Source organism: Streptomyces sp. ATCC 21386 (genome assembly GCF_018728545.1).
Classification (GTDB): domain Bacteria; phylum Actinomycetota; class Actinomycetes; order Streptomycetales; family Streptomycetaceae; genus Streptomyces.
This window is the reverse complement of sequence record NZ_JAAVVL010000001.1, coordinates 3,774,201-3,792,974: the sequence shown is the minus strand read 5'-3', so window position 1 is coordinate 3,792,974 and position 18,774 is coordinate 3,774,201. Positions and strand designations below refer to the sequence as shown.

The window sequence follows — 18,774 nt, the reverse complement described above, 5'->3', positions numbered from 1 at the left end:
CCGACGAGGACTACCAGAGGCACCGGGCTCACCGGATCGCGAGGTGGTCGAGGTAGGAGCGGACGTTGCGGGCCGTCTCGGTGACGCTGTCGCCGCCGAACTTCTCGGCCACCGCGTCGGCCAGCACCAGGGCCACCATCGCCTCGGCGACGATGCCGGCCGCCGGCACGGCGGAGACGTCGGAGCGCTGGTGGTGGGCCTGCGCGGCCTCGCCCGTGGTCACGTCGACGGTCTGCAGGGCGCGCGGCACGGTCGCGATCGGCTTCATGGCCGCGCGGACGCGCAGCAGCTCGCCGGTGGTGAGCCCGCCCTCGGTGCCGCCGGAGCGGCCCGAGACCCGGCGGATGCCCTCGGGGGTGTTCACGATCTCGTCGTGCGCCTTGGAGCCGGGCACCCGCGCCAGCTCGAAGCCGTCGCCGATCTCGACGCCCTTGATGGCCTGGATGCCCATCAGGGCCCCGGCGAGACGGGCGTCGAGCTTGCGGTCCCAGTGGACGTGCGAGCCGAGGCCGACCGGCACGCCGTAGGCCAGGATCTCGACGACGCCGCCGAGGGTGTCGCCGTCCTTGTGGGCCTGGTCGATCTCCGCGACCATCGCCTTCGACGCGTCGGCGTCCAGGCAGCGCACCGGGTCCGCGTCCAGCCTGTCCACGTCCGCCGGGGTCGGGTACACGCCCTGCGGGGCCTTGGCGGCCGCCAGCTCGACCACATGGCTGACGATCTCGATCCCGGCCGTCTCCTTCAGGTACGACCTGGCCACCGCGCCGAGGGCGACACGAGCGGCGGTCTCCCGGGCGGAGGCCCGCTCCAGCACCGGCCGGGCCTCGTCGAAGCCGTACTTCTGCATACCGGCCAGGTCCGCGTGACCGGGCCGGGGGCGGGTCAGGGGCGCGTTGCGGGCGAGTCCGGCCAGGACCTCCGGGTCGACCGGGTCGGCGGACATGACCTGCTCCCACTTGGGCCACTCGGTGTTCCCGACCATGATCGCCACCGGGGAGCCCATGGTGAGGCCGTGCCGCACACCGCCGAGGAAGGTGACCTCGTCGCGCTCGAACTTCATCCGGGCACCGCGTCCGTAGCCCAGGCGCCGCCGGGCCAGGTGGTCCGCCACCATCTCCGTGGTGATCGGCACGCCGGCGGGAAGGCCCTCCAGCGTCGCGACAAGTGCGGGACCGTGGGACTCCCCCGCGGTCAGCCAGCGCAACCTGCTCAACGGTGCTCCTCAGTGCTCGCGCCCGGTACTGCGTCCTGCCTGCGTGTACGCGCGTCCTCGCGTACGGCGACGGCTACCGGGTGCGCGGCCCCGGCCCGCCACCTCCGATCCTCCCACGTCCGGGGCGCGGGCCGGTCACAGGTCCAGCAGACGGACGGGCCGGGCGGCGCGGGAGGGAGCACCCCGCCGGGTCACGCCGTCTTCGCGGCCGCGCTCACGCCAGCTTCGCCGCCGCGCTCTTGATCGCCTCACGGATGCGGAAGTACGTGCCGCAGCGGCAGACGTTGGCGATCTCGTCGATGTCGGCGTCGGTGGGGTCGCTGGTCCGCTTGAGCAGGGCGACGGCGGCCATGATCTGTCCGGGCTGGCAGTAGCCGCACTGGGCCACGTCCTGCTCCAGCCACGCCTCCTGGACGGGGTGCAGCTGATCGCCGTCGGCCAGCCCCTCGATGGTGGTGACCTCACGGCCCGCCGCCTCGGCGACCGGCACGACACAGGGCCGGACGGCCTCGCCGTCGAGGTGGCTGGTGCAGGCCTTGCAGACGTCGATGCCGCAGCCGTACTTGGGGCCGCGCACGCCGAGCAGATCGCGCAGCGCCCACAACAGGGGCAGGTCGTCGGGGGCGTGGACGGTGACGGTCTCACCGTTCACGGTGAAGGTGTGCGAGGGCATCGGTGGTGCTCCTGGATTCTCCGGCCGGCTCAGCGGGGGAAGGGCGTGAAGTCCACGTCGAAGTTGACGGGGAAGCTGCGCGGCTTGGTGCCGGTGGCGCGCGCGTAGGCGTTGGCGACGGCGCCGACGGCCGCTGGGACTCCGAGTTCACCAGCGCCGCCCGGTTCGTCGGCTCCCTCGATGACGAAGATCCTCACGTCCCTCGGCGAGTCCTTCTGGCGGGCGTAGTGGAACTGGGAGTAGCTGCCCTCCAGCGGCAGCCCCTCGTCGATGTGGAGCCCGGCCCGCAGGGTGGTGGAGATGGCGTCCGTGAGCCCGCCGAGCAGCTGGGCCTCCAGGCCGCGCGGGTTGATCACCCGGCCCACGTCCGCCGCGATGACGGCCTTGGTCACCCGGGGTTTCTTCGGATCGGTCGCGTCGATCTCGACCAGACAGGCCGTGCAGGCCTTGTACTCGTCATGGAAGGCGACCCCCTGGGCCCAGCCGTCCGGGAGGCCGCGCCCCCAGTCCCCTTCCTTCGCGACCTTGTCGAGCACGGCCCGCTGACGCGCGGTCTTCAGGAACTCGCGCCGGAAGGCGACCGGGTCCTTGCCCAGCTTCGCCGCCAGCTCGTCGACGATGATCTCCTCGGCCCCGCGGGTGTTCGCGGAGTACACCGAGCGCCACGACCCGGTGTGCATCCTGATCGGCACCTCGGTGAGCGCCTGGGTGGTGACCCCGAAGTTGTACGGGGACTTGACCGTGGTCAGGAACAGTGTCTGGGCGAAGGTCGCGTTCCCGACGCCGGACGGCAGGCTCGCCGCGGCGGCGGTGATCGCGTCGCCGAGGCCGTGCCGGAAGTCGGTCTCCACCGCCGCCACCTGGTGGGTGAAGGTGAGGACCTGCCCGGCCGCGTAGGTGGCCCGGACCCGGTGGTGGGTGGCGGGACGCATCCGCCCGTGCCGCATGTCGTCGATGCGGGACCACATCAGCCGCACGGGTCGCCCGCTCTTCTTGGACACCACGGCGGCTTCCAGAGCCGCGTCGTAGAAGAGCCGCCGCCCGAAGGACCCGCCCGACTGCACGACATGGACCTTCACCTTGGACACCGGAAGCCCGACGGCCTTGGCGATGGCGGCCTGCGCGACGATCGGGGACTTCAGCCCGGACCAGATCTCGGCCCGGTCCTCCCGTACGTCCGCGACGGCCGAGTTGGTCTCCAGCGGCGCGTGACTGGCGAACGCGAAGTCGAACTCGCCCTCCACCTTCTTCACCAGCAGCCCGAGGACGTCCAGCGAGGGTGTGGCCGCCTTCAGCCTGGCCCTGATGCCGTGGTCCGAGAGCGCGTCGACGCTCCCGGGACCCCAGGTGACGTCCAGCGCCTCCTTGCCGTCGAGGGCCTGCCCGAACGTTTCCGCGACGACGGCCACGCCCGTGTCGATGGTCACCACGTCGAGCACGCCGGGCATGGCCCGTACGACGGCCGCGTTGTTCACCGCCTTCACCGTGCCGTTGATCGTCGGCGGCCTGCGGACCATGCACGGCTTGGCCCCGGGCACGTCGAGGTCGAGGGTGTAGGCCTGTTTGCCGGTGACCAGGGCGCGGGCGTCGATGCGTGAGGTGGGGGTGCCGACGAGCGTGCGCTCCGACTCCTTCTTCGGCGTGACGGTGAGGGAGCCGAGGTCGAGGGTGGCGGCGGCCACCGACAGTGAGCCGTAGGAGGCGGTGCGCCCGTCCGGCGCCACGACGACTCCCTGACGTACCGTCAACTCACGCGCCGCCAACCCCCATTGTTTCGCGGCGGCACGGACCAACCGTGCCCGCGCGGCGGCCGCCGTGTGCCGCACGGGGTCGTACAGCGAGCGGATGGAGTTGGAGCTTCCGGTGAGCTGGTTGAACAGCAACTCCGGCCGCGCATCGTCCAGTTGGATCCTGACCTGGTCGAGCGGGGTGTCCAACTCCTCCGCCACCAGCATCGCCACAGCCGTGGTGAGCCCCTGCCCGACCTCCTCGCGCGGCAGCCGGAAATGGGCCACGCCCTCCTCGTCGACCCTCAGCACCAGCATGTGCGCCGTCGGCGCCCCCGCCAGGATCAGCAGATCGCCGAGGTCCACCAGATCCGCCGGCGCGGGCAGAGTGGGGATCGCCGCCTCGGCGCCGGCGGGCTCGTAGACGTCCAGACCGATCTTGGTCGCGACCGCGAGCGTGGGCGCGGCCACCAGATACGTGAGAAACCTGCGCCGGGAGTGACGTGACATGGGGGCTCCGTTCAACGCCCCGCCTGCGTCGCCGGGCCGCCCCGTGATGATCGCCGCTGGTTACCCCTCGGTACAAGGGGTTCACACAGGATCAACACACGCGGGATGCCCGCCCTCGCTCAGCCTCCCTCAGCCGCGCTCGGCCAGCGCCCGCTCCCCCGCCGTCCGCATCGCCGCCACCGGCGCCGTCTTGCACCCCGTCATCTGCTCGACCTGCAGAACCGCCTGGTGGACGAGCAGGTCGAGCCCACTGACGACGGCACCGCCGTAGGCCGACCAGCGGGCGGCGAGCTCCGTCGGCCACGGGTGATACAGCACGTCGAACAGCGTCGTCGGCCGCTCCGGCACCGCACCGGAGAGCACGTCCGTCGCCCCGGCCGGCGTCGTGGCGATGACCAGCGGAGCGGTCAACGCCCGCTCGGCATCCGCCCAGTCCGCCGTACGCACCTCGACGTCCAGCCGCTCGCCCCACTGCCGCATCTCGGCGGCCCGCGCCTCGCTCCGGACGTACGCCACGACCTCACCGGTGCAGATCCGGGCGAGCGCGGCCAGCGCGGAGGAGGCGGTGGCGCCCGCGCCGAGGACCGCCGCCGACTCCACCTGCTCGATGCCGCGCTCCCGCAGGGCGGCCACCATGCCGGGGATATCCGTGTTGTCGCCTACGCGCCGTCCGTCCTCGGTGAACACCAGCGTGTTGACGGCCTCGACGGAGGTGGCCGTCTCGGTGATCTCGTCCAGCAGCGGGATGACCGCCCTCTTGAGCGGCATCGTCAGCGACAGACCCGCCCACTCCGGCCCGAGCTGCTCGACGAACCCGGGCAACGCCGCCTCGTCGACCTCGAAGCGGTCGTACGACCAGTCGGTGAGCCCGAGTTCGGCGTAGGCGGCCCGGTGCAGCACCGGCGAGAGCGAGTGGGCGATGGGCGAACCGAGCACGGCGGCGCGGCTCTTGCTGGCGGTGCGGCTCATTGTGCGTTCTGCGCTTCCTGGTACTTCCTGCGGTTCTTGTTGTGCTCCTCGTTGGTCACGGCGAAGAGCGTCTCGTCCTCGTTGATCGACACGAAGTAGTACCAGTCGCCCTTGGCCGGCTTGAGGGCTCCCTCGATCGCCTCGTCGCCGGGATTCCCGATCGGCCCGGGCGGCAATCCATACACCTTGTAGGTGTTGTACGGGTCGTCGATCCGTCGCAGCGAGTCGACCGAGCCTGTCGCCAACTTGGATTCACCGCGCAGGTAATTGACCGTCGAGTCGAAGTCGAGCAGACCGGCCGTCTCCGCGTTGTTGGGCTCAAGGCGGTTGTAGACGACCCGCGCGATCTTCCTGTAGTCCTTCTCGTTGTTTCCCTCGGCCTGTACGAGGCTCGCGACAGTGAGGACCTGAAGCGGATTCTCGAGCTTCAGTTCCTTGGCCTTGCCGGCCAGATCGAACTGCTCGTACTTCGCCTTCGCCAGGGCGATCATTTCCTTGAGGACCTGCTCGGGCTTCATGCCCTTGGCGACCGGATACGTGGAGGGGTAGAGGAATCCTTCCAGCGGATCCTTGATCTCGTCATTGTCGTTCGCCCACTTGGGCAGACCGAGGGTGTCGAACTTCTTCTCCGCGGTCTCCTTGGTCGTTCCCTTGTCGAGACCCAACTCCTTGTCGATCTTCGCGTAGACCGAGTTGTTCCGTTCACCTTCGGTGACGGTGAAGTTGTTCTGGCTCTTCGGGTCAAGCATCAGGGCGATGGCGCTTGCGGCGGACATCTCTTTCTTGAGCAGATAAACACCGGCCTGAATCCGATCTCTCTCGGGATTCTGCGCCAGCGCGGCCGTGAAGGCGTCCACACTCTTGACGACCCCGGCCCTCTTCAGCTTCTGCCCGATCACCGACCCGAATTCACCCTTGGCCACCGTGATCGTGACCGTCTCGTTCGTGCCGTTGCCCGAGTAATCCGGGGCCTCACCGAAGCGGCTCTGGAAGAACTGGTAGCCGAAGTAGCTCACACCGGCGAAGCCGCCGCCGAAGACCATGACGACCACCAGGCAGGCGCATCCACTGCGACGCTTCTTGCCGCCCTTGCCCGGTTTCTTGGACTTTCCGCCGCGGCCCTTCCGGTCACCCCGGCCGCCGCGGCCCTTCGCCTCGTCATCGTCGTCGTCATCGCCGCCACCCGCGAAGAACGCGTGCTCGCCCTGGTCCGGCCCGGGGTCCCAGTCGGTCCGCTCGGCGGCCTGCGGCTCCTCCGCCTCGGGCTCCGGAGCCGGGGCGGGCCGGGTCTCCACGCGACTGCGAGCAGGCGGCTCCGGCGGCGGATACGCCTCCGGCGTCCCGTAGAAGTCCTGCTGGTCGCCGCCCCCGTAGGCGTTCGCCTGCTGCTGTGCCCCGTAGGGGTCGTTCGGGTCGGCGGCGTAAGCGCCCTGCGGGTGCTGGGCAGTTCCGTCGTTCCAGCCCCCGTTGACCTGGCCGTACTGCTGCTCACCATGGCCGGTGTACTGCTGGTGGTGCTGGGGCTGCTGCTGGCCGGGGTACTGCTGCCCCGGGTCGCCGTACTCCTGCTGGTACTGCTGCTGGGCATAGCCGTCCTGGTGGCCGTTGCCCCAGCCGCCGTGGCCGTTGCCGTTTCCGTAGTGCTGCTGGTACTGCTGCTGCTCCGGGTAGTCCTGCTGCGGCTGGCCGCCGTAGGCGGACTGCTGGCCCCCCTGGGCCTGCTGTCCGTCCCATCCGCCGTCCCCGTACAACGGGTCGTCCGGATGCCACGGTTCGGAGCCTGGGCCCCGGCCATACTCAGTCATCGATCCCCTAGAGCCGCGAGGCGGCGGTCACGCGGGGCCTGTGGCTCGGCTGTCGTCCCCGCCTCTTTTTGTGCGGTGGCTGTTCGAAGGCCACCACATCGCGCGGAACGTTACCGTATCGCGATCAGATGACCACTTCGACGCCCTCGCCCGGTGCTTTGCCTGACGCCCGTTCGGATTCCAGCGCTTGTTGCAGGATGATCACCGCCGCTGCCTGGTCGATGACCGACCTGCCCTTCTTGGATTTCACACCCGAGGCACGAAGTCCTTGACCGGCCGTCACTGTAGTCATCCTCTCGTCGATGAGTCTGACCGGAATGGGCGCGATCATGCGGGCCAACTCCTGGGCGAAACCCCGTACCTTGACCGCGGCCGGGCCCTCTCCGCCTTTCAGAGAGCGTGGCAGACCGACGATCACTTCGATAGGTACGTATTCGTCGACCAGTTGTCTCAATCGGCGCTGAGCCGCCGGGACATCGCGTCCGGGCACCGTCTCGACGGGGGTGGCGAGGATCCCGTCGGGGTCGCAGGAGGCGACCCCGATACGGGCGTCCCCGACGTCGATCGCGAGGCGACGGCCACGACGCATGGCCGGACCGTCACCTGCGCTCGTGTGATCCGTGGTGCTCACTTGGCCGTCTCGGCGACCAGGCGCTCGACCGCGTCCACGGCCTCGCCGACGGCGGCCGGGTTCTGGCCACCGCCCTGGGCGACGTCCGGCTTACCGCCACCGCCGCCGCCGAGCGTCTTGGCGGCCGTACGGACCAGGTCACCGGCCTTCAGGCCACGCTCGCGGGCGGCCTCGTTGGTGGCGATGACCGTCAGCGGCTTGCCGTTCACGACGGTGAACAGGGCGACCACGACGGCCCGGCCGCCCTGGATGCGTCCCCGCACGTCGAGGACGAGCTTGCGGAGGTCGTCGGCGGTGGTGCCGTCCGGGACCTGTCCGGTCACGAGAGCGACGCCGGAGACGTCCTTGGCGGACTCGGCGAGACCGGCGGCGGCCTGCAGCACCTTCTCGGCGCGGAACTTCTCGATCTCCTTCTCGGCGTCCTTCAGCTTGCCGAGCATGGCGGAGACCTTCTCCGGAAGCTCCTCCGGGCGGCCCTTGATCAGTTCCTGGAGCTGGGCGACCACCGTGTGCTCACGGGCGAGGAAGTTGTAGGCGTCGACGCCGACCAGAGCCTCGATACGGCGCACACCGGAACCGATCGAGGACTCACCGAGCAGCTTGACCAGGCCGAGCTGCGAGGTGTTGTGGACGTGCGTGCCGCCGCACAGCTCCTTGGAGAAGTCGCCGATCGTGACGACGCGGACGCGCTCGCCGTACTTCTCGCCGAACTCGGCGATGGCGCCCTGCTTCTTGGCCTCGTCGAGGCTCAGGATCTCCGCGTGGACGTCCAGGTCGCGGGAGAGCACCTCGTTGATCTTCTGCTCGACATCGGTCATCACGGCCGTCGGAACGGCGGACGGGGAGCCGAAGTCGAAGCGGAAGCGGCCGGGCTGGTTCTCGGAACCGGCCTGGGCGGCCGTCGGGCCGAGGGCGTCGCGCAGGGCCTGGTGGGTGAGGTGGGTGGCCGAGTGGGCGCGGGCGATGGCCGTACGGCGGCGGCTGTCGATCGAGGCCTGGGCCTTGGCGCCGACGGTCACCTCGCCGACCTGGACGACGCCCTTGTGGACGTAGACGCCCGGGACCGGCTTCTGGCAGTCGCGGATCTCGATGACGGCACCGGAATCGACCTTGATCCGGCCGGTGTCGCCGATCTGGCCACCGCCCTCGGCGTAGAACGGGGTGCGGTCGAGGACGATCTCGACCTCGTCGCCCTCGGTGGCGGCGGGCGAGGAGAGCCCGTCGACGAGGATGCCGACGACCGTGGACTCGCCCTCGGTGTCCGAGTAGCCGATGAACTCGGTCTCGCCGGCGGCGTCGGCGATCTCCCGGTAGGCGCCGAGGTCGGCGTGACCGGTCTTCTTGGCACGGGCGTCGGCCTTGGCGCGGTCCCTCTGCTCCTTCATCAGGCGGCGGAAGCCGTCCTCGTCCACGGAGAGGCCCTGTTCGGCCGCCATCTCCAGGGTGAGGTCGATGGGGAAGCCCCAGGTGTCGTGGAGCAGGAAGGCCTTGTCGCCGGCGAGGACCCGGCCACCGGTGGCCTTGGTCTCGGTCACGGCGGTGTCGAGGATGTTGGTGCCGGCCTTCAGCGTCTTGAGGAAGGCGTTCTCCTCGGCGAGGGCGACCTTCTCGATGCGCTCGCGGTCGGTGATCAGCTCGGGGTACTGCTGCCCCATCATGCCGATGACGACGTCGATGAGGTCCTTGACGACCGGGCCTGTGGCGCCGAGGAGGCGCATGTTGCGGATGGCGCGGCGCATGATGCGGCGCAGGACGTAGCCGCGCCCCTCGTTGCCGGGGGTGACGCCGTCGCCGATGAGCATCACGGCGGTGCGGATGTGGTCGGTGACCACACGCAGGGAGACGTCGGACTCGTGGGCGTCGCCGTAGCGGACGCCGGTCAGCTCGGTGGCCTTGTTGATGACGGCCATGGAGGTGTCGATCTCGTACATGTTCTGCACGCCCTGCAGAATCATGGCGAGGCGCTCCAGGCCGAGGCCCGTGTCGATGTTCTTGCTGGGCAGCTCGCCGAGGATCTCGAAGTCCTCCTTGGAGGTGCCCTCGCCGCGCTCGTACTGCATGAAGACCAGGTTCCAGATCTCCACGTACCGCTCGTCGTTGACGGCCGGGCCGCCCTCGACGCCGAACTCGGGGCCGCGGTCGTAGTTGATCTCGGAGCACGGGCCGCACGGGCCGGGGACGCCCATGGACCAGTAGTTGTCCTTCATGCCGAGGCGCTGGATGCGCTCCTTGGGCACGCCGATCTGCTCGTGCCAGATGCGCTCGGCCTCGTCGTCGTCCTTGTAGACGGTGATCCAGAGCTTCTCCGGCTCCAGGCCGTAACCACCCTTGTCCTGAGGGCTGGTGAGCAGCTCCCAGGCGTGCTTGATGGCGCCTTCCTTGAAGTAGTCGCCGAAGGAGAAGTTGCCGCACATCTGGAAGAACGTGCCGTGCCGGGTGGTCTTGCCGACCTCTTCGATGTCCGGCGTACGGACGCACTTCTGCACGCTGGTGGCGCGGGCGAAGGAGGGCTTGACCTCACCCAGGAAGTACGGCTTGAACGGAACCATGCCCGCGTTGACCAGGAGCAGAGTCGGGTCGTCCGCGATGAGCGACGCCGAAGGGACAACGGTGTGACCGCGCTCCTCGAAGAAGCTCAACCAGCGGCGACGAATCTCGGCCGACTCCATCAGTGGTCCTCATTCCGGTTGTACGGGTACGACGAGTTGTCGGCGTACCTCGAATTCCTGCTGTACTTCGGGGTGTTGCTGTTCTCGATGGCGACGACACGCCGCGGGGCCGGAAGCTCCGGGTAGGTGTCGGGGTTGACCTCGATCCCGAGTGCCTCGCCCAACTCGGCCTCCCGCTGGGCCATGTTGTCGCGGACGTCGAGCGCGAAGTGGACGGCCCGGTCCTTGATCCGGTGGCCCGCCTCGACCGCCTTGTGCGCGGCCTGGGTGGCGAGGTGCTCGGGGGTGAGCTGCTTCAGCTTGCGGTTGACCTTGGTGGTGGCCCACACGCCGGCGGCGACCCCTGTGGTGAACCAGAACGTACGGCGGAACATCGCTCGGTCAGTCCTTCTTTCCACGGGTGTCACGCCTGCTCCGGCGCGTGCCCGGAACGGTGCGTCCCACGATCACGGTACGACGCCGTTCCTCGGCGGGCTCGCCCTCCCGTCGGCCGCCCATGGCCCGGCGTACGCCGTAGCCGAAGGCGGCGACCTTCACGAGGGGGCCGCCGAAGGTGGACGCGACGGTCGTGGAGAGCGCCGAGGCGTTCGACGTGACCTCCTGGACGTCGGACGCGATGGCGTCGACCCGCTCGATCTGGGTCTGCGCGGAGCGGACCGCGGTGGACGCGTCGGCGAGGAGGGGGACGGCCTGGTCGGTCACGTCCGCGACGAGCTTGGTGGTCGCCTTGAGCGTCTGGGCCAGCCTCGCCAACGCGACGGCGAGGAAGGAGACCAGGATCGCCCAGAAGACGGCCACCAGGATCCCGGCCACCTCTCCACCGGACACTGTCTGCACCCGCTCCCTGGAACATGCCTGAACGTCGAAAGTCGTGTCCCGAGCCTATCGCGCCGCGGCGATCGCTCAGTACCGCATTAATGCCTACCGCACCAAGGCGTCAGCCCGCCGTCCCGCCCGCCCTGGAGGGCGGTGGGACGACGGGCTGACGCTCGGTGCGTGTGTACTACGTCCGTCGAAAGAGGATCAACGGGCGTAGTACTCGACGACGAGCTGCTCGTCGCAGATGACCGGGATCTCCTTGCGGTTCGGGTCGCGGTCCAGGCGGAAGGCCAGGGCCTTCAGGTTCACCTGGAGGTAGCGCGGGGTCTCGCCGTCGGCGGCGAAGCCACCCTCGCGGGCGACCTCGAACAGCGGCTTCTGACGGCTGCGCTCACGGACCATGACGACGTCGTCCGGCTTGACGCGGAAGGACGGCTTGTCGACCTTGTGGCCGTTGACCTCGATGTGGCCGTGGACGACCATCTGGCGGGCCTGGTAGATCGTGCGGGCGATGCCCGAACGCAGGACCAGCGCGTCGAGACGGCGCTCGAGCTCGATGATCAGGGCCTCACCGGTCTTGCCCTGGACCTTGGAGGCACGCTCGTAGGCGCGGACGAGCTGGCGCTCGGACACGTCGTACTGCGCGCGCAGACGCTGCTTCTCGAGCAGACGGACCTTGTAGTCCGAGTTCTGCTTGCGGCCGCGGCCGTGCTCACCCGGCGGGTAGGGGCGGGCCTCGAAGTACTTGACGGCCTTCGGGGTCAGCGCGATGCCGAGGGCACGCGACTTCTTGACCTTGGGGCGGGACTGGTTCGCCACTTCTTTTCCTTTTCCTTCAATTCGGCTGCCTCAGGGTTACGGGAGGTCGCATCCGCAGCCGGGGAATCCCGTCAGGTCCGCTGGGGACTTGCCGGGCAGCCGCTCCCCTGGTCTGGGCACATACGTGCAGCACACGAACGGCCCACCGACCGGTCCCGGGAATCCGGGTGGTGGTGGGCGGCCCGCGACACCTACGACGGTGCGCGACGCTCCTGGATCCGAAGATCCGGCTGGATGTCCCGCCTGAGGCGCCGACCGGAGCCGGACACGGGACGCAGCACTGTGCAGGAGTCTACAGGGGGTTCAGGACTGCTTCCGACCGAGGTTCTTCCTGGTCCACTCCACCGCGTCGGCGTACCGGGCCTCGGCGCCGTGCCGGGTCGGGGTGTAGTACTCCCGCTCCTTGATGGCGTCCGGCGCGTACTGCTGGGCGGCGATCCCCTCGGGCAGGTCGTGCGGGTACACATACCCCTGGGCGTGCCCGAGCTTGGCCGCGCCCTTGTAGTGCCCGTCCCGCAGGTGCGGGGGCACGGGGCCGGCCAGGCCCTTCCTCACGTCCTCCATGGCCGCGCCGATGGCCGTCGTCGCCGCGTTCGACTTCGGGGCCAGGGCGAGGGCGATGGTGGCGTGGCTGAGGGTGAGCGCCGCCTCGGGGAAGCCGATCATGGCGACGGCCTGGGCGGCCGCGACGGCTATGGGCAGGGCGTTCGGATCGGCCAGGCCGATGTCCTCGCTGGCGGAGATCATCAGGCGGCGGGCGATGAACCGCGGGTCCTCACCGGCCTCGATCATCCGGGCCAGGTAGTGCAGCGCGGCGTCGACGTCCGAACCGCGGATGGACTTGATCAGGGCGCTGGCCACGTCGTAGTGCTGGTCGCCGTCGCGGTCGTACTTCACGGCGGCGCGGTCGACGGTCTCCTCCAGCGTCTGGAGACCGATCTCCCCCTCCCCCTTGTCGAGGGCCGCGCCGGCCGCGGCCTCCAGGGCGGTCAGGGCGCGGCGGGCGTCGCCGCCGGCGATCCGCAGGAGGTGCGCCTCGGTGTCCTCGGGGAGGGTGACGGCGCCCTTCAGGCCGCGCTCGTCGGTGAGGGCGCGCTGGAGCAGGCCGCGCAGGTCGTCGTCGGTGAGCGGTTCCAGGGTGAGGAGCAGGGAGCGGGACAGCAGCGGGGAGATCACCGAGAAGTACGGGTTCTCCGTGGTCGCCGCGATCAGGGTGACCCAGCGGTTCTCGACGGCCGGGAGGAGGGAGTCCTGCTGGGCCTTGCTGAAGCGGTGGATCTCGTCGAGGAAGAGGACGGTCTCCTTGCCGAAGCCGCCGGTGGCGCGGCGGGCGCCCTCGATCACCGCGCGGACCTCCTTGACCCCGGCGGTGATCGCGGAGAGCTCCACGAACCGCTTGTTGGTGGCCTTGGAGACGACGTACGCCAGGGTCGTCTTGCCGGTGCCGGGCGGGCCCCAGAGGATCACCGAGGAGGGGCCGGCGGGGCCGCCGCCGGACTCGCCGACCAGTCTGCGCAGGGGTGAGCCGGGCTTCAGCAGGTGCTGCTGGCCCACGACCTCGTCCAGGGTGCGCGGGCGCATCCGTACGGCCAGGGGGCTGGCGGCCGGGTCCTTCTCCTGGCGTTCTTCGGCTGCGGCGGTGAACAGATCGGGCTCCACACGGAAAACCCTATGTCACGCCACCGACAGCCCGGCCCCGGCGGCCGTCCCCGCGGGAGCCGCCGGTCAGCTGGTCCAGAAGTCCCACCAGCGGGTCAGGATCAGCATGCCGATGATGCCGATGTGCATCACGGGCAGGACCCAGGTGAACTCGGCGAAGAAGCCCTTCAGCCAGCCGGGGGCGGGCAGGAACCCGTTGCGGATGTTGGAGGACGTGACGTACCAGAACATCAGGATGGTGGCCACCCAGGCGAGGCAGCACCAGAGGCAGAGCGAGTTGATGTTGTAGAGCGACTGGTACTGGAGCCAGGTCACGAAGCCGACGCCGAACGCGGTGCCCGCGTTGAAGGTCAGCCAGTACCAGCGCGGGTAGGTGGCCCTGGCGAGCAGGCTCACGCCGACGCAGATGACGATGCCGTAGGCGACGAGCCCGAGCATCGGGTTGGGGAAACCGAAGACGGAGGCCTGGTCGCTCTTCATGATGTTGCCGCAGGAGACGACCGGGTTGAGGCTGCACCCGGGGGTGAAGTTCGGGTCCTGCAGCAGCTTGAACTTGTCGAGCGTGATGACCCAGGAGGCGAGCAGCCCGGCCGCACCGGTGATCAGCAGCAGGATCGCGAAGGCCCGGCTTCCGCCCACCGTGCGCGGGGTCTCGGTGCGTTCCCGGTCGGTGGTCGAGACGTCCCTGACTGTCGTCTTGCTCATCACGTCGATTCCGTCGATTCCGTAGCGTCGAAGGGGCCGCTGGGGCACGGTCATTGTGCCGTACACCCTCGCGCGCGCAGCGTTCGCTGGACGTAAAAGTCGCCCCCGCCACCCGTAAAGGGCGACGAGGGCGACAACGGTTCGAACTCAGCCCAGTCGGGCCTCCAGCTCGGCCACGATCTCGTTCACGCCGACGGCGACCTGCTCCCCGGACTCCATGTCCTTGAGCTGGACGACGCCCTCGGCGAGGTCGCGCTCGCCGGCCACGATCGTGTAGCGCGCGCCGCTGCGGTTGGCGTTCTTCATCGCGCCCTTCAGGCCCTTGCCGCCGTAGGCGAAGTCGGCCGCGATGCCCACCTTGCGCAGTTCGGTGACCTTGGTGAACAGCAGCCGGCGGGCCTGGTCGCCGAGCGGGACGGCGAACACGCTGGTGGCGGCGGGGAGTTCGAGCTCGACGCCCTCCGCCTCCAGGGCGAGGACGGTCCGGTCGACGCCGAGCGCCCAGCCGACCGAGGGCAGCGCGGGGCCGCCGATCATCTCGGAGAGGCCGTCGTAGCGGCCGCCGCCGCCCACCGCGGACTGCGAGCCCAGACCGTCGTGGACGAACTCGAAGGTCGTCCGGGTGTAGTAGTCGAGGCCGCGCACCAGCTTGAGGTCGTCCTCGAAGGCGACGCCCGCGCCCGTGATCAGCTCGCGCACCTCCTCGTGGTACGCCTTGCAGGCGTCGCAGAGGTAGTCGCGCAGCAGGGGGGCGTCCCCGAGCTGCTTCTGGACCGACTCGCGCTTGTCGTCGAGGACGCGCAGCGGGTTGATCTCCGCGCGGCGGAGCGTGTCCTCGTCGAGGTCGAGGCCGCGCAGGAACTCCTGCAGCGCCGCCCGGTAGACGGGACGGCACTCCTTGTCGCCCAGGCTGTTGAGCAGGATGCGGAAGTTCCTCAGGCCCAGCGAGCGATACGCCTGGTCCGCCAGGATGATCAGCTCGGCGTCCAGGGCCGGGTCCTCGGCGCCGATCGCCTCGGCGCCCACCTGGGAGAAGTGGCGGTAGCGGCCCTTCTGGGGGCGCTCGTAGCGGTAGTACGAGCCGGAGTACCAGAGCTTGACCGGGAGGTTGCCGACCTTGTGGAGGTTGGCCTCCAGGGCCGCGCGCAGGACGGACGCGGTGCCCTCGGGGCGCAGGGCGAGCCTGTCGCCGCCCTTGGTCTCGAAGGCGTACATCTCCTTGGTCACGATGTCGGTGGACTCACCCACACCGCGCGCGAACAGCTCGACGCTCTCGAAGCCGGGCGTCTCGATGTAGCCGTAGCCGGAGTCGCGCAGGGGCGCGGCGATGGCCTCGCGGACGGCCAGGTACTTGGCGCTGTCCGGGGGCAACAGGTCGTACGTGCCCTTGGGGGCCTGAAAGGTGGTCACGGAAGGTCTCTCGTCACATTCCTCGTCGGGGAGGGGTCGTCGGACCCGCTCCCTGGCCGCCGGCGTCCGCCACCTGCCGCAGATACGGGTTGGTGGCGCGCTCCTGGCCGATGGTCGTCTGGGGGCCGTGGCCGGACAGCACCACGGTCGAGTCGTCGAGCGGCAGGCACACGCGGGCCAGCGAGTCGAGCATCTCGGCCATGTCACCGCCGGGCAGGTCGGTGCGTCCGATGGAGCCGGCGAAGAGCAGATCCCCGGAGAAGAACACGGAGGGGATCTCCGTGTTCTCGGGCATCCGGAAGGTCACCGACCCCTTGGTATGGCCGGGCGCGTGCGCGACGGACAGCTCCAGACCGGCCAGCTCCAGCTTGGCGCCGTCGGTCAGCTCCTTGACGTCGTCCGGCTCCCCCACGGTCAGCTCGCCCATGAGCGGCATGCCGATGGACCGGCCGAGCGCCTTCTCCGGGTCGCTCATCATGTACCGGTCCTCGGGGTGGATCCACGCCGGTACGTCGTGCGCGCCGCACACCGGGACGACCGAGGCCACATGGTCGAGGTGGCCGTGGGTGAGGACGACGGCGACGGGCTTGAGCCGATGCTTCTTCAGCGTCTCCTCGACTCCCTGGGTGGCCTGGTGGCCCGGGTCGATGATCACGCACTCCTCACCGGCGGCGGGGGCGACCAGATAACAGTTGGTCCCCCAGGCCCCGGCGGGGAACCCGGCAATGAGCACGATCGTCCTTCTTGTGGCGTACGAGGGTGGGTTGCTGTGGATCAGAGCCTACCGGCGCTGCCGTTTCCTCAGCGAACCCATATACGGTACGGGTCACACGCAATCAGTCCACTCAACGGACGCGCGACGCACCCGTCGACGTACGAGACGCATGAGGAGAGAACCCCGTGGTCAGCCAGGATCAGCGGCGGCGTCAGCTCGCCCGGGAGAAGTTCTTGCGGCAGCAGCAGCGGCGCACGTCCGCGCGACGCAAGGCACGAGTCCGCAACGCGGCGATCGCTTCGGTGCTCGGTGTGATCCTGGTGGGCAGTGTGGCGCTCTACACCACCGACGTCCTCAAGGGCGACGACAAGAAGGACAACGTGAGCGCGGACGCGAGTGCGAGCCCGTCGCCCAGCAAGGCGCCGGACCCGTGCGAGAAGCCGACCGAGGGCAAGGTGAAGGAACTCACCTTCAAGAAGGAACCCGCGCTCACCATCGACAAGACCGCGAAGTACACGATGGATCTGCAGACGACCTGTGGTTCCATCCCCATAACGATGGACGCGGCGAAGGCTCCGCGCACCGTGAACTCGTTCGACTTCCTGGTGAACAAGGGGTACTTGGACCACACCAAGTGCCACCGTCTCACCACGGAGGGCATCTACGTCCTGCAGTGCGGTGACCCGCAGGGCACCGGTACGGGCGGTCCCGGCTACACGATCCCGGACGAGAACCTCAAGGACCCGCGTCTGAAGGGCGACGTGTACCCGGCGGGCACGGTCGCGATGGCGAACCAGTTCAACGCGCAGACGGGCCAGGGCAAGAACAGCGGCGGCAGCCAGTTCTTCCTGGTCACCCAGGACAGTCCGCTGCCGGCCAACTACACACCGTTCGGCACCGTCTCCAAGGACGGCATGAAGGTCCTGAAGAAGATCGCCGACGCCGGGGCCCAGCCCGCGGACCCCCAGACCGGCAACACGGCACCCAACGCGACGGTGGTAATCAACAAGGCGACTGTCAAGAAATCCTGACCGCCACCAGTGAAATTTCGGTCGCGCGGGATGCGGACAGGCAACCCGCCGGTCGCCTATGTTGGCCGTGACGAAACTGTGGACGATGCCCGGGGGTGCTGAGGCCCCTCGCAGGCATCATGTGGAGGAGGCGCTGTGAGCAGCGACCCGTGGGGCCGCGTCGACGAGACGGGGACCGTGTACGTGCGTACGGCCGACGGCGAGCAGGTCGTCGGTTCCTGGCAGGCAGGCTCCCCCGAGGAGGCGCTGGCCTATTTCGAGCGCAAGTACGAAGGCCTGGTTGTCGAGATCGGCCTCCTCGAGAAGCGCGTCAAGACCACCGACCTGTCGGCGAAGGACGCCCAGACCGCGATCGACCACATTCGCGAGCAGGTCGACGCGCACCACGCGGTCGGTGACCTGGACGCGCTCAAGGTACGGCTGGACAAGCTCGTCGAGACCGTCGAGGCACGCCGCGAGGAGCGCAAGCAGCAGCGGGCCAAGCAGTCCGACGAGGCCCGGCACGCCAAGGAGGCGCTGGTCACCGAGGCGGAGGAGTTGGCGCAGTCCGATCAGTGGCGGGCCGCCGGTGAGCGGCTGCGGGCGCTGGTGGACACCTGGAAGGGTCTGCCGCGTCTGGACCGCAAGTCCGACGACGAGCTGTGGCACCGCTTCTCGCACGCCCGCTCGGCGTTCTCCAAGCGTCGCAAGGCCCACTTCGCGCAGCTCGACGCGCAGCGCGAGGACGCCCGCAAGACCAAGGAGAGGCTGGTCGCGGAGGCCGAGGCGCTGTCGAACTCGACGGACTGGGGTCCGACGGCCGCGCGCTACCGCGAGCTGATGACCGACTGGAAGGCCGCCGGCCGCGCCCAGCGCGAGCACGAGGACGACCTGTGGAACCGCTTCCGCGGCGCCCAGGACGTCTTCTTCGCCGCCCGCAGCTCGGTGTTCGCCGAGCGTGACGCGGAGCAGTCGGAGAACCTCAAGCTCAAGGAGGAGCTGGCCGGAGAGGCTGAGAAGATCCTGCCGGTGACGGATCTGAAGGCCGCCCGTGCCGCCTTCCGCTCGGTCAACGAGCGGTGGGAGGCCATCGGCCACGTGCCGCGTGACGCCCGTCCGAAGGTCGAGGGGCGGATGCACGCGGTCGAGCGGGCGATCCAGGAGGCCGAGGAGGCGGAGTGGCGCCGCACCAACCCGGAGGCCCGCGCCCGCGCGGCCGGTCTCACGGGCCAGCTGCAGGCCGCCGTCGACAAGCTGAAGGCGCAGATCGAGGCCGCCCGTGCCCAGGGCAACAACGCCAAGGCCGACAAGCTCCAGCGTGAGCTCGACGGCCGCCAGGCGCTGCTGGACCAGGCGCTGAAGGGTCTGCAGGAGTTCGGCGGCTGACGTCGAAGGCACATGTGAGAGGGGCTCCCGTACGGTTCGTACGGGAGCCCCTCT

16 protein-coding genes are annotated in these 18,774 nt (G+C 69.5%); 2 read left to right on the top strand and 14 right to left on the bottom strand.

All coding sequences use genetic code 11. The features are described 5' to 3' along the window. Window positions 1-28: 28 nt before the first annotated feature. The 14 genes from aroC to GWK25_RS16525 all read right to left on the bottom strand — a co-directional run bounded on the left by aroC (window position 29) and on the right by GWK25_RS16525 (window position 16,342). Entirely contained in the window at window positions 29-1,213 is a 1,185-nt protein-coding gene (gene aroC, locus GWK25_RS16590) for a chorismate synthase (protein WP_215450980.1), read from the bottom strand. Window positions 1,214-1,427: 214 nt separating this feature from the next. Further along, window positions 1,428-1,886, bottom strand: a complete 459-nt coding sequence (locus GWK25_RS16585; protein ID WP_215450979.1) for a (2Fe-2S)-binding protein — start codon at window positions 1,884-1,886, stop codon at window positions 1,428-1,430. Window positions 1,887-1,915: 29 nt separating this feature from the next. After that, on the bottom strand, window positions 1,916-4,123 hold the full coding sequence (locus GWK25_RS16580) for a xanthine dehydrogenase family protein molybdopterin-binding subunit (protein ID WP_215450978.1): 2,208 nt from the start codon (window positions 4,121-4,123) through the stop codon (window positions 1,916-1,918). 129 nt (window positions 4,124-4,252) lie between these two features. Beyond that, window positions 4,253-5,092: a shikimate dehydrogenase gene (locus tag GWK25_RS16575; RefSeq protein ID WP_215450977.1), complete on the bottom strand. Its 840-nt coding sequence runs from the start codon at window positions 5,090-5,092 to the stop codon at window positions 4,253-4,255. Next, on the bottom strand, window positions 5,089-6,897 hold the full coding sequence (gene mltG / locus GWK25_RS16570) for an endolytic transglycosylase MltG (RefSeq protein WP_215450976.1): 1,809 nt from the start codon (window positions 6,895-6,897) through the stop codon (window positions 5,089-5,091). The genes GWK25_RS16575 and mltG overlap by 4 nt, the downstream gene beginning before the upstream one ends. A gap of 124 nt (window positions 6,898-7,021) precedes the next feature. Then, window positions 7,022-7,486, bottom strand: coding sequence for a Holliday junction resolvase RuvX (gene ruvX / locus GWK25_RS16565; RefSeq protein ID WP_215457400.1), 465 nt, complete (start codon window positions 7,484-7,486; stop codon window positions 7,022-7,024). A gap of 38 nt (window positions 7,487-7,524) precedes the next feature. Next, a complete protein-coding gene (gene alaS / locus GWK25_RS16560) occupies window positions 7,525-10,197 on the bottom strand; it encodes an alanine--tRNA ligase (protein ID WP_215450975.1) in 2,673 nt (890 codons plus the stop codon). Beyond that, a complete protein-coding gene (locus tag GWK25_RS16555) occupies window positions 10,197-10,571 on the bottom strand; it encodes a hypothetical protein (protein ID WP_215450974.1) in 375 nt (124 codons plus the stop codon). The genes alaS and GWK25_RS16555 overlap by 1 nt, the downstream gene beginning before the upstream one ends. Window positions 10,572-10,578: 7 nt before the next feature. Continuing rightward, window positions 10,579-11,025, bottom strand: coding sequence for a DUF948 domain-containing protein (locus GWK25_RS16550; RefSeq protein ID WP_215457399.1), 447 nt, complete (start codon window positions 11,023-11,025; stop codon window positions 10,579-10,581). Window positions 11,026-11,220: 195 nt separating this feature from the next. Then, window positions 11,221-11,835, bottom strand: coding sequence for a 30S ribosomal protein S4 (gene rpsD / locus GWK25_RS16545; RefSeq protein ID WP_033532580.1), 615 nt, complete (start codon window positions 11,833-11,835; stop codon window positions 11,221-11,223). A gap of 303 nt (window positions 11,836-12,138) precedes the next feature. Continuing rightward, complete coding sequence (locus GWK25_RS16540) at window positions 12,139-13,494, bottom strand: replication-associated recombination protein A (protein ID WP_215450973.1); 1,356 nt, start codon at window positions 13,492-13,494, stop codon at window positions 12,139-12,141. Between the two features lie 66 nt (window positions 13,495-13,560). Beyond that, a complete protein-coding gene (locus GWK25_RS16535; RefSeq protein WP_215450972.1) occupies window positions 13,561-14,199 on the bottom strand; it encodes a vitamin K epoxide reductase family protein in 639 nt (212 codons plus the stop codon). 147 nt (window positions 14,200-14,346) lie between these two features. Then, entirely contained in the window at window positions 14,347-15,609 is a 1,263-nt protein-coding gene (gene hisS / locus GWK25_RS16530) for a histidine--tRNA ligase (protein WP_215450971.1), read from the bottom strand. A gap of 13 nt (window positions 15,610-15,622) precedes the next feature. Further along, window positions 15,623-16,342, bottom strand: coding sequence for an MBL fold metallo-hydrolase (locus GWK25_RS16525; RefSeq protein ID WP_215450970.1), 720 nt, complete (start codon window positions 16,340-16,342; stop codon window positions 15,623-15,625). A 167-nt stretch (window positions 16,343-16,509) separates the two neighbouring features. Between GWK25_RS16525 and GWK25_RS16520 the strand changes: the two genes are divergently transcribed. Together GWK25_RS16520 and GWK25_RS16515 are read left to right on the top strand one after the other, a co-directional pair. After that, the gene (locus tag GWK25_RS16520; RefSeq protein WP_215450969.1) at window positions 16,510-17,355 is read left to right on the top strand and encodes a peptidylprolyl isomerase; all 846 of its coding nucleotides are present in this window, start codon (window positions 16,510-16,512) and stop codon (window positions 17,353-17,355) included. Between the two features lie 135 nt (window positions 17,356-17,490). Next, entirely contained in the window at window positions 17,491-18,720 is a 1,230-nt protein-coding gene (locus tag GWK25_RS16515) for a DUF349 domain-containing protein (protein WP_215450968.1), read from the top strand. Window positions 18,721-18,774: the final 54 nt, after the last annotated feature.